Origin of the sequence: Mesorhizobium sp. B2-4-19 (assembly GCF_006441315.1) — a bacterium.
GTDB lineage: Bacteria > Pseudomonadota > Alphaproteobacteria > Rhizobiales > Rhizobiaceae > Mesorhizobium.
Genome location: NZ_VFUV01000002.1, coordinates 307,081 through 320,416, shown reverse-complemented (window position 1 = coordinate 320,416; position 13,336 = coordinate 307,081). Strand labels below are relative to the sequence as shown.

The window sequence follows — 13,336 nt, the reverse complement described above, 5'->3', positions numbered from 1 at the left end:
GTTACGATTTCGGCGATGTCAAACACGCCAGCGCAATTTTGTCGTTGAGGCCGGTGCTATGCCGGCAAGGCACGAAAACTCATCCTGAAGCACGCGCCGCTCGGCTTGCCGTCGAGGATCTCGATGCGCCCGCCATGCAACTGCATGATTTCCTGCACGAGGTTGAGCCCGAGCCCGGCGCCGTGATCCTGCGGGCGCAGCCGGTAGAAGGGCTCGAAGATGCGTTCGCGCTCGGCTGGCGGCACGCCGTCGCCTTCGTCCCGCACCTCGATGACGGCCGGAGCGGTGACACTGACGGTGATCTTGCCCGCGCGCCCGCCATGCTCGATGGCGTTCTGGACGATGTTGGTCACGGCGCGCTCGATCGCGGTGCGATCGCCGACGGCGAAAACCGCTTCCCGTTCCGGCTCGAACGACATCTCGTATCCGGCCGAAAACGCCATCGGCGCGAGGTCGACGATGACGCCGCGCGCGATCGCCACGAGATCGACTTTCTCGAACGGCGAGGTCTGCCGGTCGAGGCGTTGCAGGTCGAGCAACTGGTCGGTCAGCGTCGAAAGCCGCGCTGCGTCCTGCAGCAGCCGGGCTCGCTCCAGTGTCGCCGGCAGCGAGGCCAGGCGCGTGTTGAGGATGGCCACCGGCGTCCTCAGTTCATGGGCGGCATCGGTCAGGAAGCGCTTGTGGCGCTCGTAGCCCTTGTCCAGGCGTGCAAGGGCGGCGTTCACCGCCTTGACCAGCGGCGTGACCTCCTTTGGCACATCCTTCAGCGGCAGTTGCACGCCGCGCTGGTCGATGTCGATGCGTTCGGCTTCGGCGGCCGCATGGCCAAGACCCGACAGCGCGCCGCGCACCACCCACGGCGTCGCGAACAGCGTGGCCAGCGCCATCAGGCCGGCGAGCGGCAATATGCCTTGCAGGAAGAATTGCGGCGCCTGTCCGAGCAGCCGCAGCAGCGAAAGCCCGCCCTTGGTGCCGGTGAATATCTGGAGGTTGCCCGCGGCCGTTTCGGTCCAGCGGATCTTCGCATCCGGCGGCGCGCTCTCGCCTATGGAATGGTCGATACGCGCGTCGCTGATCGTGTCCAGCAGTCCGGCGAAAGGCTGGAAGATGGCCGGCACCGTGCCTTCCTGCAACCGCTGCCCCTGTCTGTCGCGGATGATGAACCAGAGGTCGGGGACTTCGGATCGCAGCCTCGTCAGATCCGAGGTCTCGCGCAGCGCAAGCTTGCCGCCAGCGTCACGCGCGACCGCATCCGCCAGCACGTCCATCGTGCCGTCCTCATAGTCGTGCGGAATGAGGCCGGTGGCGAGCAACGCACCGAGAATGCCGACGATGATCAGCGTCAGCATCGCGCATTGCAGCAAGGCGATGCGCAGCACCAGGCTCCATTTGAGCGAACGCGGGCGTTTGAGGCTCATCGATCGAGGCTCACGTCGTTTCGCGCAGCAGATAGCCGACGCCGCGAATGCCGTTGATCGTCACCCCGGCATCGGCGTCGGCGAGCTTGCGGCGCAGGCGCGAGACATGGGTGTCGAGCGCATTGGACTGGATCTCGTCGTCGAGGCCGAACACGGCTTCCATCAGCGCCTCGCGCTGCACCATGCGGCCGGTACGCCGCATCAGCGCCTCCAGCACCAGGAGTTCGCGGCGCGGCAGGCTGAGCGGCTCGCCGCGGATCGCAGCCTCGCGGTGTCCGACATCGAGCACCAGATGGCCGGCGCGGATGAATTGTGACTGCATCGGCGCCGGCCGCCTGAGCAGGGCGCGCAAGCGGGCCAGCAATTCCTCGAAGGCGAACGGCTTTGCCAGATAGTCGTCCGCGCCCATGTCCAGCCCATCGACCTTGTCGGACGTGTCGCCCTTGGCCGTCAGCACCAGCACGGGCGTGGTGTTCGCCGCCGAGCGCAATCTCGGCACCAGCGACAGCCCGTCGCCGTCAGGCAACTGGCGGTCGAGCAGGATGGCGTCGTAGCTGTCGACGGCAACGAAGCCTTCCGCCTCAAGCAATGTACCGGCGTGATCGACCACCATGTCGTGGCGCTTCAGCGCGGCACGCAGCGCCGAGACCATCTCGGGCTCGTCTTCGACCAGCAAGATACGCATCCACACCCCCGGCAACGAGCACATCGCATCGGGCGCTACCGCGCCAACATTGCGTGGACATGGCAAAGCCGAATGGCCGGCGGTCGGCAAGTTCTTTCTTTGCGTCCAAGCTATTGCGCAATGTCTATGCAATCCAGCCACGGCAAACAGCGCCGGTCGGCGGGAACCGCCCATGCCGGCGTCAAGGCGTCGGGCCCGACGATGCAACAGGTTCGGGTCCGACGCCGAAACGAAATCAAGCGGCCGCGCCAAATGGTTGGCGTGCCGTTGTTCGGGATTGAGGTTGGTTATGCCTGCACATGATGCCCTGTCTTTTCTCATGGCGTGGACCGTGGCGCCGTTCAGGGTCGGCTCCGTCACGCCGTCCAGTTCCAGCCTGGCGGCCTTGATGACACGCGACATCGGTCCCGAGACCGGCCCCGTGCTGGAGCTCGGTCCCGGAACCGGCCCGTTCACGCGGGCGCTGCTGTCACGCAGGGTGCGGGAAGAGGATCTGACGCTGATCGAGTCCGATCCGGATTTTGCGGCACTTCTCATGCGGCGCTTTCCCGCCGCCCGCATTTTCGAGATGGATGCCGCCGGCCTACGCCATCTGTCGCTATTTCCCGGGCCGGTGGTTGGCGCCGCCGTCAGCGGGCTGCCCTTCCGCCTGATTTCGCCGCGCAAGACGCTTGCCATTCTCGAAGGTGTTTTCGCAAACCTTCGCCCGGGCGGAGCGCTGTATCAGTTCACGCTCGGCCGGCGCTGCCCGTTCGACCAGTCGCTGCTCGACCGGCTCGATCTCGAGGTCACGCGGGTCGGCCATACCTTTCGCAATTTCCCGCCGGCGACGGTCTATCGCATCGCCAGGATCAAGACGCTCGGAACCTATGATTGGCGCTTTGCATGACCGGTCCGTTGTCGGCCATTCTCGGCTTCGGCCTGTTCGGCGTCTTCTGCCTCGCCTTCACCGAAAAGATATTGCCGGTTCCGCCGTCGCATGTGCTGCTGCTGTTCCTCGGCATGACGGCGGCGCCGGATAGTTCGATGCTGGCTAACCTGCTGGCGGTGACGACGGCCGCTTCTTTCGCCGGCTGCCTTGTCTGGTATGGGGTTGGCCGCCGGATCGGATTTGACCGTGCCGACCGGCTGATCGAACGGATCGGCAGATATGTCTTCCTGCGCCCGGCAACCTACCGCAAGCTTGGCCAAGCCTACCGCCGCAATCATATCCGGGTGTCGCTGCTGGCGCAATTCATCCCGACGGTGCGCAACTATCTGCCGATCGCGGCCGGCGCGCTTTGTCTGCCGGCGCTGCCCTTCGCGATGGCGACGCTGCTCGGCGCCACTATCTGGAATGCGGGCTTCCTCCTGACCGGCTATCTCCTGCGCGGCAGCGGCCAGGATTCCTTCACCGTGGGCTTGCGCATCATCGTCATTGTCGTGGCGCTGGAGACGGCCTTCATGCTTGCATTGCGCTATGGCCCCGCATGGCGGCGGCGCATCAGGCTGGCGCTCGGCTGAGCACCAGTCTCCAGCCATGGGATAAGTACCGACGTCGGCTTTCCTTCGCCCGGCCGCCGGTGTTTAGTCCGGCCATGGCCTTCACAATCCGCCAGCTGCAGTTCTTCATCGCCGTCGCCGAACAAGGCACGGTGTCCGGCGCCGCACAGAACCTCTCCATCTCGCAATCGTCCGTCACCGGAGCGATCAAGGAGCTCGAAAGCGATCTCGGCGTCGAACTGTTCGAACGCCATCCGCGCGGCCTCAACATCACGCATAAGGGCCACCAGTTCCTGCGCCACGCGACCAAGATCCTGGCCGACGTGTCCGACGCCCGCCGCTCTTTTTCCGGCGAACAGGCGGTGGGGGGAGGGCGGCTGCAGCTTGGCGTCACCTCGCTGGTCGCCGGCTATGTGCTGTCGGATCTGCTTGCCCGCTATCGCCGCGCCTATCCGGGCGTCGAGGTCTCGGCCATCGAGGACAATGGCGACTACCTCGAACATCTCCTGATCGGCGGCAAGCTCGATATCGCCGTCATGGTGACCTCCAATCTGCGCGACCGCACGGCGCTGCAATCGGAAATCCTCGAGGTCTCGGCCTACCGCCTGTGGCTGCCGCTCGGCCATTCTCTCGTCGGCGCCGACATCATCAGCATTGGCGATATCGCCGGCGAGCCTCTGATCATGCTCACCGTCGACGAGATCGAGGAGAACACGGGAAAACTGCTGGCGGCGATCGGCGCCAAGCCGCATGTCGCCTTCCGCACCCGTTCGGTGGAAGCGGTGCGCAGCCTGGTCGCTACCGGTGCCGGCGTGGCGCTGCTGCCCGACCTCGTCTACCGGCCATGGTCGCTGGAAGGCGACCGCATCGAATCGCGCGATATTTCGGGCTCCTTGCCAGTTGTGCAGGTCGGCATGGTCTGGCGGCGCGGTTCCAGCTTGCCGCAGGCGGCGCGCGACTTCATCGGCCTTGCCCAGTCGCAGCGGACAGTCCGTCGCTAGTGGCCTACTCCAGGCTGACGCGGCCAGTCTCGCGCTTGCGCCTTGTGACGGAAACCGCCTCCGCCTTGAACGGCGCGAGCGGAGCAACCTCGAAGCGGCCAGCACCGGCAAGCCTGACGGCGCGGCGGAACGTCGGACACTCCATCGGCCGGGCGGCCGGACATTTAGCGGCGTGACGCAAAGCCGCTCGGATCGCCGTCAGGCGTTGGATGATTTGGTCCAGTTCGTTCGCCTTGGCATCCATGCGCCCTCGATCCATTTTAGGCAGGCCGTCGGGCGTTAGCATCGAGGAAATCTCGTCCAGTGCGAATCCACCGGCGCGTCCGAGCGCGATCAAGGCGAGTCGGTCCAGGACGGCAGGGTCGAACAGCCGGCGCTGGCCGCGACGTCCGATCGAGGCGACGAGGCCTCTCTCCTCGTAGTAGCGAAGTGTGGAGGCGGGCACGCCGGTGCGGCGCGACACTTCGGCAATGTCCATGTCTTTCATGCTTGACCTCAAGTCGGCTTGAACTCGTAGAGTGCTCGCGACGATCAGCGAGAGCAATACGAAAGCGAGGTCCGTTATGCCGCAATCCGCGCCGCCAAACACACTCCAAGCCGCGCTCTGGAACGATGTCAGCGGAAAGACCTGGGTCGAGATGCAGCCGATCCTCGACGAGATACTGGCGCCGTTCGAGCGGCTGGTGGTCGATGCCGGCTATCCCCGGGAAGGGGGCAATGTCCTGGACGTCGGCTGCGGTGCCGGCGCCACGACTCTGGCGATGGCGCGCCGCGTGGGCAACGACGGAAATTGTGTGGGGCTCGACATCTCGCAGCCGCTTGTCGCCCTGGCGACGGAGCGCACCAAGGTGGCAGGGGTAGCAAACGCAAGTTTTGAAGTGGGCGATGCCCAGGCACATGCGTTCGAATCGGGGTACTTTGACGCTGTTATCTCGCGCTTCGGTGTCATGTTCTTCGATGATCCCGTGGCCGCGTTCACCAACATAAGAAAGGCCGCGAGGCGCGGTGGCAAACTCGCCTTTGTTGCCTGGCGCAGTCCGCTCGAGAATGATTTCATGACGACCGCCGCGCGAGCGGCGGCGCCCTTCCTGCCGCCCGCACCCACGCCGGACCCCGATGCGCCGGGTCAGTTTGCCTTTGCCGACGGCGCCAAGGTGAAGCGGATCCTGGAAGCGAGCGGCTGGGCTTCAATCGCAGTCGAACAGGCAGACGTCGCGTGTCGGATCGCCCAACGCGATCTGATGACGTTCGTCACCCGGCTAGGGCCAGTCGGCGCCGCGCTGCGCGAGGTTGACCGGGCGACGGCCGAAAAAATCACCACGGTGTTGCCGGCTGCGTTCGCGCCTTTCGTCGAGGACGGCGAGGCTCGCTTCAATGCCGCCTGCTGGCTGGTGACGGCGCTTGCTTGAAACGGTGGCTGCCTATCGGAAAAACCGATACCGTCTTTCTGATAAATGAATTTGCGAAACCGGAATTTTCAAAGCACCTTCGGTTCCACGGACCAAAGCCGCCAGCAGAGCGACATCAAGTCCACAGGACGAACTGATACGTTTTTCAGTCCGCGCGTGATCTGGCGAAAACCGGAGCGGTTTCGGGGGCATGCGCCAAAATGGGAGATCGATGATGAATTCATTCCTGAAGTCTTGCACTGCGCTGACCGTCGCGCTGACCTTCTCCGGTCAGGCCATCGCCCAGGTCAAGGAACTCGGCAAGGGCGAGGGCCAGGTCAACATCGTTGCCTGGCCGGGCTATATCGAGCGCGGTGAGACCGACAAGGGCTATGACTGGGTCACCGCCTTCGAGAAGGAGAGCGGCTGCAAGGTCAACGTCAAGACCGCCAACACGTCGGATGAGATGGTCTCGCTGATGAACGAGGGTGGCTTCGACCTCGTCACGGCTTCGGGTGATGCCTCGCTGCGCCTCGTCGCCGGCAAGCGCGTGCAGCCGATCAACACCGATCTGATCCCGAGCTGGAAGACGGTCGACGACCGGCTCAAGGACGCGCCCTGGTTCACCGTCGACAAGGTGCATTACGGCGTTCCTTACCAGTGGGGACCGAACATCCTGATGTACAACACCGAGGTGTTCAAGGAAGCGCCCAAGAGCTGGAACGTCGTCTTCGAGGAGATGAAGCTGCCGGACGGCAAGTCCAACAAAGGCCGCGTCCAGGCCTATGACGGGCCGATCCATATCGCCGACGCCGCCAACTATCTGATGTTCCACAAGCCGGAACTCGGCATCAAGGATCCCTACGAACTGAACGAGGACCAGTACAAGGCAGCCCTCGAACTGCTGCGCGTCCAGCGCACGCTGGTCGGCCGCTACTGGCATGACGCCGCCATCCAAGTCGACGATTTCCAGAATGAAGGCGTCGTCGCCTCCGGTTCATGGCCGTATCAGGTCAACACGCTGGTCGCCGCCAAGAAGCCGGTTGCCTCGACCGTGCCGGAAGAAGGCGTCACCGGCTGGGCCGACACCACCATGATGGAAGCCGACGCGGCTCACCCGAACTGCGCCTATATGTGGCTCGAACATTCGCTGTCGCCGAAAGTGCAGGGCGATGTCTCGGCCTGGTTCGGATCGCTCCCCGTGGTGCCCGCGGCCTGCAAGGGCAACGAGCTCTTGACCGATGAAGGCTGCAAGACCAACGGCTACGACAATTTCGACAAGATCAAGTTCTGGAAGACGCCGGTCTCGAAATGCGCCACCCAGAACGACCAGTGCGTGCCTTACTACCGCTGGGTGTCGGACTATATCGGCGTCATCGGCGGACGGTGATTTCGCTTACCCTCCCCTGTGGGGAGGGTCGATGCGCAGCGTCGGCGTGGGGACTGCCCGAAACGTCGGCGCCGTCACCCCCACCCGCGGCTTCGCCGCGACTTCCCCCATCGAGGGGGAGGTGGACTGCCGCGCCGGTCCTAATCGGGCGGCAAGAGCCATTTCGACCAAAGACAAACCGGCAACAGACTGACAGCCAATGACATCAGCCGTCTCCTTCCAGAAAGTCTCGCGCCATTTCGGCAGCGTGCGGGCCGTCGACGCGGTCGATCTCGACATTGTGCCGGGCGAGTTCTTCGCCATGCTCGGGCCGTCAGGGTCCGGCAAGACGACATGCCTGCGCCTCATCGCCGGCTTCGAGCAGCCGACTTCGGGTTCGATCTCGATCTTCGGCGAGCGCGCCGAAGGCGTACCGCCCTATCGCCGCAACGTCAACACGGTGTTCCAGGACTACGCGCTGTTCCCGCATCTCAATGTGCTCGACAACGTCGCCTACGGGCTGATGGTCAAGGGCGTCGGCAAGGCCGGACGGCACAAGGCTGCCGAGGAAGCCCTGTCGCTGGTGCGGCTGCCAGGCTACGGCGCTCGCCGCCCCGGACAGCTTTCCGGCGGCCAGCGCCAGCGCGTCGCGCTCGCCCGCGCTCTGGTCAACCAGCCCAAGGTGCTGCTGCTCGACGAGCCGCTCGGCGCGCTTGACCTGAAGCTGCGCGAGAACATGCAGGAGGAGCTGAAATCGCTGCAGAAGGCGCTCGGTATCACCTTCGTCTTCGTCACCCACGACCAGGGCGAAGCGCTGTCGATGGCCGACCGCGTCGCCGTCTTCAATGACGGCAGGATCATGCAGATCGGCACGCCGGAGGATATCTACCAGCGGCCCCGCACCCGCTTCGTCGCCGATTTCGTCGGCTCCTCCAACGTGCTGCCGCCCGATTTCGTCCAGCGTTATTCCGGTCAGCACCGCTGGGGCAGTCTGCGCCCCGAATCCATTCGCGTCGGCCGCGCCGCAAGCGGCGAAGGCGTCGCCGCCCGCCTCGTCTCGACCAACTATCTCGGCGCCACCACCAGGCTAGCGCTCGATGCCGACGGACTGAAGCTGCACGCCGTGGTCCCGGCTGGCACGGTGCTGCCTGCCGAGGGCGAAGCGGTGGTGCTCACCTTCAATCGCGAGCACCTGCATCTGATGGATGAGCCGGCATGAGCGTCTACGTCACCATGCCGCGCGCCACGGCCCCCGCCATCCTGCCCGGCAGCGGCGGCATGCGCGGCGCGCTGTCGGACCTGTTCTGGCGCCGGCCGCAACTGCTTCTGCTGCTCATGCTTTTGCCGCCGGTGCTGTGGCTCGGCATCGTCTATATCGGCTCGCTCTTCGCGCTGCTGGCACAGAGCTTCTTCTCCATCGATGAGTTCTCAGGCCTCGTCAACCGCCAGTTCACGCTGAAGACCTATGGCGACCTGCTGCAGGCCGCCAATCTCGACATCATCCTGCGCACCGTCACCATGGCGGCCCTGGTCACGCTGGCCTCGGCCATTGTCGCCTTTCCGATCGCCTACTATGCCGCGCGCTATGCCCGTGGCCGCTGGAAGGCGCTGTTCTATCTCGGCGTCATGCTGCCGCTATGGTCGAGCTACCTGGTCAAGATCTACGCCTGGAAGCTGATCCTGGCCAAGGAAGGCATCCTCACCTGGCTCTTCGCCAAGCTGCATTTGCTGTGGCTGCTCGATGCCTGGCTGGCGTTGCCGGTCGTCGGCGGCAACTCGCTGTCGGTGTCGTTCACCGGCACCTTCATCGTCTTCGTCTATGTCTGGCTGCCCTTCATGATCCTCCCGGTACAGGCGGCCCTCGAGCGCGTGCCCGGCAATCTGGTCGAAGCCTCCTCCGATCTCGGCGCTTCGCCCGGCCAGACCTTCCGCAACGTGCTGTTTCCGCTGGCGCTGCCCGGCATTGTCGCCGGCTCGATCTTCACCTTCTCGCTGACATTGGGCGATTACATCATCCCGCAGATCATCGGCACGTCGCGCCTGTTCATCGGCCAGGCCGTTTATTCGCAGCAAGGCACCGCCGGCAACATCCCGCTCGCCGCCGCTTTCACCGTGGTGCCCATCGTCATCATGGGTTTCTACCTCTGGGGCGCCAAGCGCATGGGGGCTTTCGATGCGCTCTGACCGTGGTCAATCGGCTCCGCTCGGCTTGAGGATCGCGGCCGCCTGCGGCCTGCTCTTCCTGCATTTGCCGATCCTGCTGATCTTCGTCTACGCCTTCACCACCGAGGAGAAGAGTTTCGTCTGGCCGCCGCCGGGGCTGACCACGCAGTGGTTCGCCGTCACATGGAACCGGCCTGACGTATGGGAAGCGCTGTCGCTGTCGGTGCGCGTCGCCGCCATCTCGACGGCGATCGCGCTGGTGCTCGGCACGCTGTGCGCCGCCGCTGTGTCACGGACGAAATTCTTCGGCCGCGAAACCATCTCGCTGCTGGTCATCCTGCCGATCGCGCTGCCCGGCATCATCACCGGCATCGCGCTCCGCTCGGCCTTTTCGCTCGCCGACATTCCTTTCTCGTTCTGGACGATCGTGCTCGGCCACGCCACTTTCTGCGTGGTCGTCGTCTACAACAATGCGGTCGCCCGTTTCCGCCGCACATCCGGTTCGATGATCGAGGCCTCGATGGATCTCGGCGCCGACGGTTTTCAGACCTTCCGCCATGTCGTGCTGCCCAACATCGCGACCGCGCTGCTTGCAGGCGGCATGCTGGCCTTCGCTTTGTCTTTCGACGAAGTCATCGTCACCACCTTCACCGCCGGCCAGCAGCAGACCGTGCCGATCTGGATGCTGGAGGAACTGATCCGCCCGCGCCAGCGCCCGGTCACCAATGTCGTGGCCATGGTCGTCGTGCTGGTGACGCTGCTGCCCATCCTGTTTGCCTATTACCTCACCCGCGACGGCGACCAGATCGCCGGTTCGGGCAAATAATGTCAGTTCGTAAGGGAGAGACGCCCATGGACACCCAGATGCTGATCGGCTCGAAATTCGAGAACGGCGCCGAGACCGAGGAGCCGATCCTCAATCCGAAGACCGGGGCGACCATTCTCAACCTGCCCGAGGCCAGCCAGGCGCAGATCGAGGCGGCGGTGGCGGCCGCCGAACAAGCGTTCGTCCTGTGGTCGCGCACGACGCCGGCGCAGCGCTCTGGTTATCTCCTCAAGATCGCCGACCGCATCGAGGCCGAGGCCAAGGACTTCGCCGCTCTCGAGGCGCTGAACTGCGGCAAGCCGATCAATTCCGTGCTCAATGACGAGATTCCGGCCATCGTCGACTGCTACCGCTTTTTTGCCGGCGCGGTCCGTACGATGCCGGGCGTTGTCGCCGGCGAATATCTGCCCGGCCACACCTCGATGGTGCGGCGCGACCCGATCGGCATCGTCGCCTCGATCGCGCCCTGGAACTACCCGCTGATGATGATGGCCTGGAAGCTGGCGCCGGCGATCGGCGGCGGCAACACCGTTGTCTTCAAGCCATCGGAGCAGACGCCGCTGACGGCGCTGAAGCTGGCCAGGATCCTGGCCGAAATTCTGCCCAAAGGCGTGGTCAATGTCGTGCTCGGCCGCGGCGACAGCGTCGGCAATGCGCTGATCAACCATCCCAAGGTCAACATGATCTCGATCACCGGCGATGTCGCCACCGGCAAGAAGGTGCTGCAGGCGGCCGCCAAATCGGTCAAGCGCACGCATCTCGAACTTGGCGGCAAGGCCCCGGTCATCGTCTTCGACGATGCCGACCTTGGCGCGGTGGTCAACGGTCTGCGCGCCTTCGGCTACTACAATGCCGGCCAGGACTGCACCGCCGCCTGTCGCATCTATGCCGGCAAGAAGGTCTACGACAAGCTCGTCGCCGACCTTTCTTCCGCCGTCTCGACCATCAGGTACAACCAGCCGGACGACACCGAAAACGAGATCGGCCCGCTGATCTCGCGCCGCCAGCGCGACCGCGTGTCGAGCTTCGTCGAACGCGCCTCCGAGCTGAAGCACATCGAGATCACCACCGGCGGCAAGCCGGGCGAGGGCACCGGCTTCTACTATCAGCCGACCGTCGTCGCCGGCGCGCTGCAGGAGGACGAAATCGTGCGCCGCGAAGTGTTCGGCCCGGTCGTCTCGATCACCCGTTTCACGGAAGTCGACGAGGCGGTGAACTGGGCCAATGACAGCGACTACGGTCTGGCGTCATCGGTTTGGACCAAGGACGTCTCGCGCGCCATGGCGACGGCGGCCCGCCTGCAATATGGCTGCACATGGATCAACACCCATTTCATGCTGACCAACGAGATGCCGCACGGCGGGTTGAAACAGTCCGGCTACGGCAAGGACATGTCGCTCTATGCACTGGAAGACTACACCGCCGTGCGGCATGTGATGGTGGCGCATGGGTAGAGTCCGGTCGCTTCAGATGCGGGCGGGACTATCGCAGTGCTGACGACCCCTTGTTGGGAGGGTCGTCAGCGTGGCGTTCCACTTTGCGGTATGCATTTGGCGCCCGAAGCAGCACCTACGCGGCTGTCCTGCCTTGCACACCCGATGCCGCGGGCTTGATGTTCTGGTTGACCCGGAAGACGTTGGAGGGGTCATAGGTGCGCTTCACCTGGCTCAGCCGCTCGTAGTTTGCGCCATAGCTCGCCCGCACGCGCGCGTCTCCTTCGTCCTCCATCATGAAATTCACGTAACCGCCTTCGCCGTTATGAGGATGGATGCTCGCCCAGTAGTTCTTGGCCCACTTGGTGAGGTCGGCGGCCTTGCCCGGATCGGGATCGATGGCGGCGATAACCATTGACCAGGTTGCGTCGCGCGCGTTCCAGGCGGTCTCGTTCTTGCCGACGCGGCGAACAGCGCCGTCGATCGGGTAAAGATGCATAAGCGACAATTCGCTCGGCGCCTCGGCCGCCTGCGCGATATGGGTCGCGATGGCTTCATCGGGAAGCGACTTGACGAAATCGCCCTTCCAATACCATTGCAGACCTTTCGGAAGCAGCGGGTCGAATAGCGCCTGCAGCGCAGGATACGGCATCACGCCCATCCAGTTGAAGATCGGCGGCGGCAAATTGTCCAGCAATGGTGCCATCGCTTTGCGCCCGTCCGCCTCTGTGCCGTTGTAGCAGGAGATGATAGCGCAGGCGCGCTTGCCCCAGTAATCGCGCGGAAACGGATCGGTCGAGGGAACGGACTTCAGGCCGACAAAGGCGCCGAGGTCTTCCGGCGCCGCCGGCAGGTAGTCACGATAGGCACTCATGACGGCCGCAGCGTCCTTGGCCTCCCAGAACACCGGCCCGCCGAAGATCATGTTCACGGGATGGGCCTGGAACAGGAAGCTGGTTACGACGCCGAAATTACCGCCACCGCCCCGGAGCGCCCAGAACAAGTCGGGGTTCTCAGCTTTGCTGGCTCTCACCACGCTGCCGTCGGCCAGCACCAGATCGGCTTCGACCAGATTGTCGATGGTCAGACCGTATCTGCGCGTGAGATAGCCCGTCCCTCCGCCGAGCGTAAGACCGGCAACGCCCGTGGTCGAGACGATACCGAACGGAACTGCGAGCCCGAAAGGATGCGTGGCATGGTCCACGTCACCCGACGTGCAGCCGGGCGCGACCCTCACGGTGCGTGTTTTCGGGTCGACATGGACACCCTTCATCATCGATAGGTCGATGACGAGGCCGTTGTCGCAAATCCCCAACCCGGCTCCATTATGCCCTCCGCCGCGCACGGCGATCAGGAGGTCGTTGTCGCGTGCGTATTTCACGGCGGTGATCACGTCGGCGACATCGGCGCATCTTGCAATCAGCAGCGGCCGCTTTTCGATCATGCCGTTGTAGATCTTGCGTGCCTCGTCATAGCCGCCATCGTCGCGCAGGATCACCTCGCCGCGCAGGCTTTCACGCAGTTTTGCATGGGTTTCGTCAGTCATCGTTCTTGCTCCCTTGATTGCGCCA

General features: G+C 64.4%; 13 protein-coding genes. 9 read left to right on the top strand and 4 right to left on the bottom strand.

Annotation, left to right across the window (positions count from 1 at the left end):
* Positions 1-56 precede the first annotated feature (56 nt).
* Both FJ546_RS04775 and FJ546_RS04770 read right to left on the bottom strand, forming a co-directional pair.
* On the bottom strand, positions 57-1,418 hold the full coding sequence (locus FJ546_RS04775) for a HAMP domain-containing sensor histidine kinase (RefSeq protein WP_140888299.1): 1,362 nt from the start codon (positions 1,416-1,418) through the stop codon (positions 57-59).
* A 10-nt stretch (positions 1,419-1,428) separates the two neighbouring features.
* Positions 1,429-2,103, bottom strand: coding sequence for a response regulator transcription factor (locus FJ546_RS04770; protein WP_140888298.1), 675 nt, complete (start codon positions 2,101-2,103; stop codon positions 1,429-1,431).
* Positions 2,104-2,392: 289 nt separating this feature from the next.
* On the opposite strand from FJ546_RS04770, the gene FJ546_RS04765 reads away from it, so the two are divergent.
* From FJ546_RS04765 to FJ546_RS04755, 3 genes are all read left to right on the top strand, one after another.
* Positions 2,393-2,992: an rRNA adenine N-6-methyltransferase family protein gene (locus FJ546_RS04765; protein WP_140888297.1), complete on the top strand. Its 600-nt coding sequence runs from the start codon at positions 2,393-2,395 to the stop codon at positions 2,990-2,992.
* Entirely contained in the window at positions 2,989-3,606 is a 618-nt protein-coding gene (locus FJ546_RS04760; protein WP_140888296.1) for a DedA family protein, read from the top strand. The genes FJ546_RS04765 and FJ546_RS04760 overlap by 4 nt, the downstream gene beginning before the upstream one ends.
* 74 nt (positions 3,607-3,680) lie before the next feature.
* Positions 3,681-4,586, top strand: coding sequence for a LysR substrate-binding domain-containing protein (locus tag FJ546_RS04755; RefSeq protein ID WP_140888295.1), 906 nt, complete (start codon positions 3,681-3,683; stop codon positions 4,584-4,586).
* A 4-nt stretch (positions 4,587-4,590) separates the two neighbouring features.
* On the opposite strand, the gene FJ546_RS04750 is transcribed toward FJ546_RS04755, so the two are convergent.
* Positions 4,591-5,073: a helix-turn-helix domain-containing protein gene (locus tag FJ546_RS04750; RefSeq protein WP_140888507.1), complete on the bottom strand. Its 483-nt coding sequence runs from the start codon at positions 5,071-5,073 to the stop codon at positions 4,591-4,593.
* Positions 5,074-5,104: 31 nt separating this feature from the next.
* Between FJ546_RS04750 and FJ546_RS04745 the strand changes: the two genes are divergently transcribed.
* The 6 genes from FJ546_RS04745 to FJ546_RS04720 all read left to right on the top strand — a co-directional run bounded on the left by FJ546_RS04745 (position 5,105) and on the right by FJ546_RS04720 (position 11,786).
* On the top strand, positions 5,105-5,995 hold the full coding sequence (locus FJ546_RS04745) for a class I SAM-dependent methyltransferase (RefSeq protein WP_246686746.1): 891 nt from the start codon (positions 5,105-5,107) through the stop codon (positions 5,993-5,995).
* A gap of 214 nt (positions 5,996-6,209) precedes the next feature.
* Positions 6,210-7,364, top strand: a complete 1,155-nt coding sequence (locus FJ546_RS04740; protein WP_032933996.1) for an ABC transporter substrate-binding protein — start codon at positions 6,210-6,212, stop codon at positions 7,362-7,364.
* A 199-nt stretch (positions 7,365-7,563) separates the two neighbouring features.
* The gene (locus tag FJ546_RS04735) at positions 7,564-8,562 is read left to right on the top strand and encodes an ABC transporter ATP-binding protein (protein ID WP_140888293.1); all 999 of its coding nucleotides are present in this window, start codon (positions 7,564-7,566) and stop codon (positions 8,560-8,562) included.
* Positions 8,563-8,576: 14 nt separating this feature from the next.
* Positions 8,577-9,527, top strand: coding sequence for an ABC transporter permease (locus FJ546_RS04730; protein WP_210243097.1), 951 nt, complete (start codon positions 8,577-8,579; stop codon positions 9,525-9,527).
* Positions 9,517-10,332, top strand: a complete 816-nt coding sequence (locus FJ546_RS04725; RefSeq protein WP_140888291.1) for an ABC transporter permease — start codon at positions 9,517-9,519, stop codon at positions 10,330-10,332. Before FJ546_RS04730 ends, FJ546_RS04725 begins: the two co-directional genes overlap by 11 nt.
* A gap of 26 nt (positions 10,333-10,358) precedes the next feature.
* Positions 10,359-11,786 (top strand): gamma-aminobutyraldehyde dehydrogenase, encoded by a 1,428-nt coding sequence (locus FJ546_RS04720; RefSeq protein ID WP_140888290.1) that lies wholly within the window; start codon positions 10,359-10,361, stop codon positions 11,784-11,786.
* Between the two features lie 115 nt (positions 11,787-11,901).
* On the opposite strand, the gene FJ546_RS04715 is transcribed toward FJ546_RS04720, so the two are convergent.
* Positions 11,902-13,311 carry an FAD-binding oxidoreductase gene (locus FJ546_RS04715; RefSeq protein ID WP_140888289.1) on the bottom strand — a complete coding sequence of 470 codons (1,410 nt, stop codon included), beginning with the start codon at positions 13,309-13,311 and terminating at the stop codon, positions 11,902-11,904.
* Positions 13,312-13,336 lie beyond the last annotated feature (25 nt).

Bases quoted from the DNA above. Each gene is read 5' to 3' on its own strand.
- FJ546_RS04720 (WP_140888290.1), top strand. From the start codon at position 10,359: ATGGACACCCAGATGCTGATCGGCTCGAAATTCGAGAACGGCGCCGAG.
- FJ546_RS04770 (WP_140888298.1), bottom strand. From the start codon at position 2,103: ATGCGTATCTTGCTGGTCGAAGACGAGCCCGAGATGGTCTCGGCGCTG.
- FJ546_RS04740 (WP_032933996.1), top strand. From the start codon at position 6,210: ATGAATTCATTCCTGAAGTCTTGCACTGCGCTGACCGTCGCGCTGACC.
- FJ546_RS04715 (WP_140888289.1), bottom strand. From the start codon at position 13,311: ATGACTGACGAAACCCATGCAAAACTGCGTGAAAGCCTGCGCGGCGAG.
- FJ546_RS04750 (WP_140888507.1), bottom strand. From the start codon at position 5,073: ATGAAAGACATGGACATTGCCGAAGTGTCGCGCCGCACCGGCGTGCCC.
- FJ546_RS04765 (WP_140888297.1), top strand. From the start codon at position 2,393: ATGCCTGCACATGATGCCCTGTCTTTTCTCATGGCGTGGACCGTGGCG.
- FJ546_RS04730 (WP_210243097.1), top strand. From the start codon at position 8,577: ATGCCGCGCGCCACGGCCCCCGCCATCCTGCCCGGCAGCGGCGGCATG.
- FJ546_RS04760 (WP_140888296.1), top strand. From the start codon at position 2,989: ATGACCGGTCCGTTGTCGGCCATTCTCGGCTTCGGCCTGTTCGGCGTC.
- FJ546_RS04725 (WP_140888291.1), top strand. From the start codon at position 9,517: ATGCGCTCTGACCGTGGTCAATCGGCTCCGCTCGGCTTGAGGATCGCG.
- FJ546_RS04755 (WP_140888295.1), top strand. From the start codon at position 3,681: ATGGCCTTCACAATCCGCCAGCTGCAGTTCTTCATCGCCGTCGCCGAA.
- FJ546_RS04735 (WP_140888293.1), top strand. From the start codon at position 7,564: ATGACATCAGCCGTCTCCTTCCAGAAAGTCTCGCGCCATTTCGGCAGC.
- FJ546_RS04775 (WP_140888299.1), bottom strand. From the start codon at position 1,418: ATGAGCCTCAAACGCCCGCGTTCGCTCAAATGGAGCCTGGTGCTGCGC.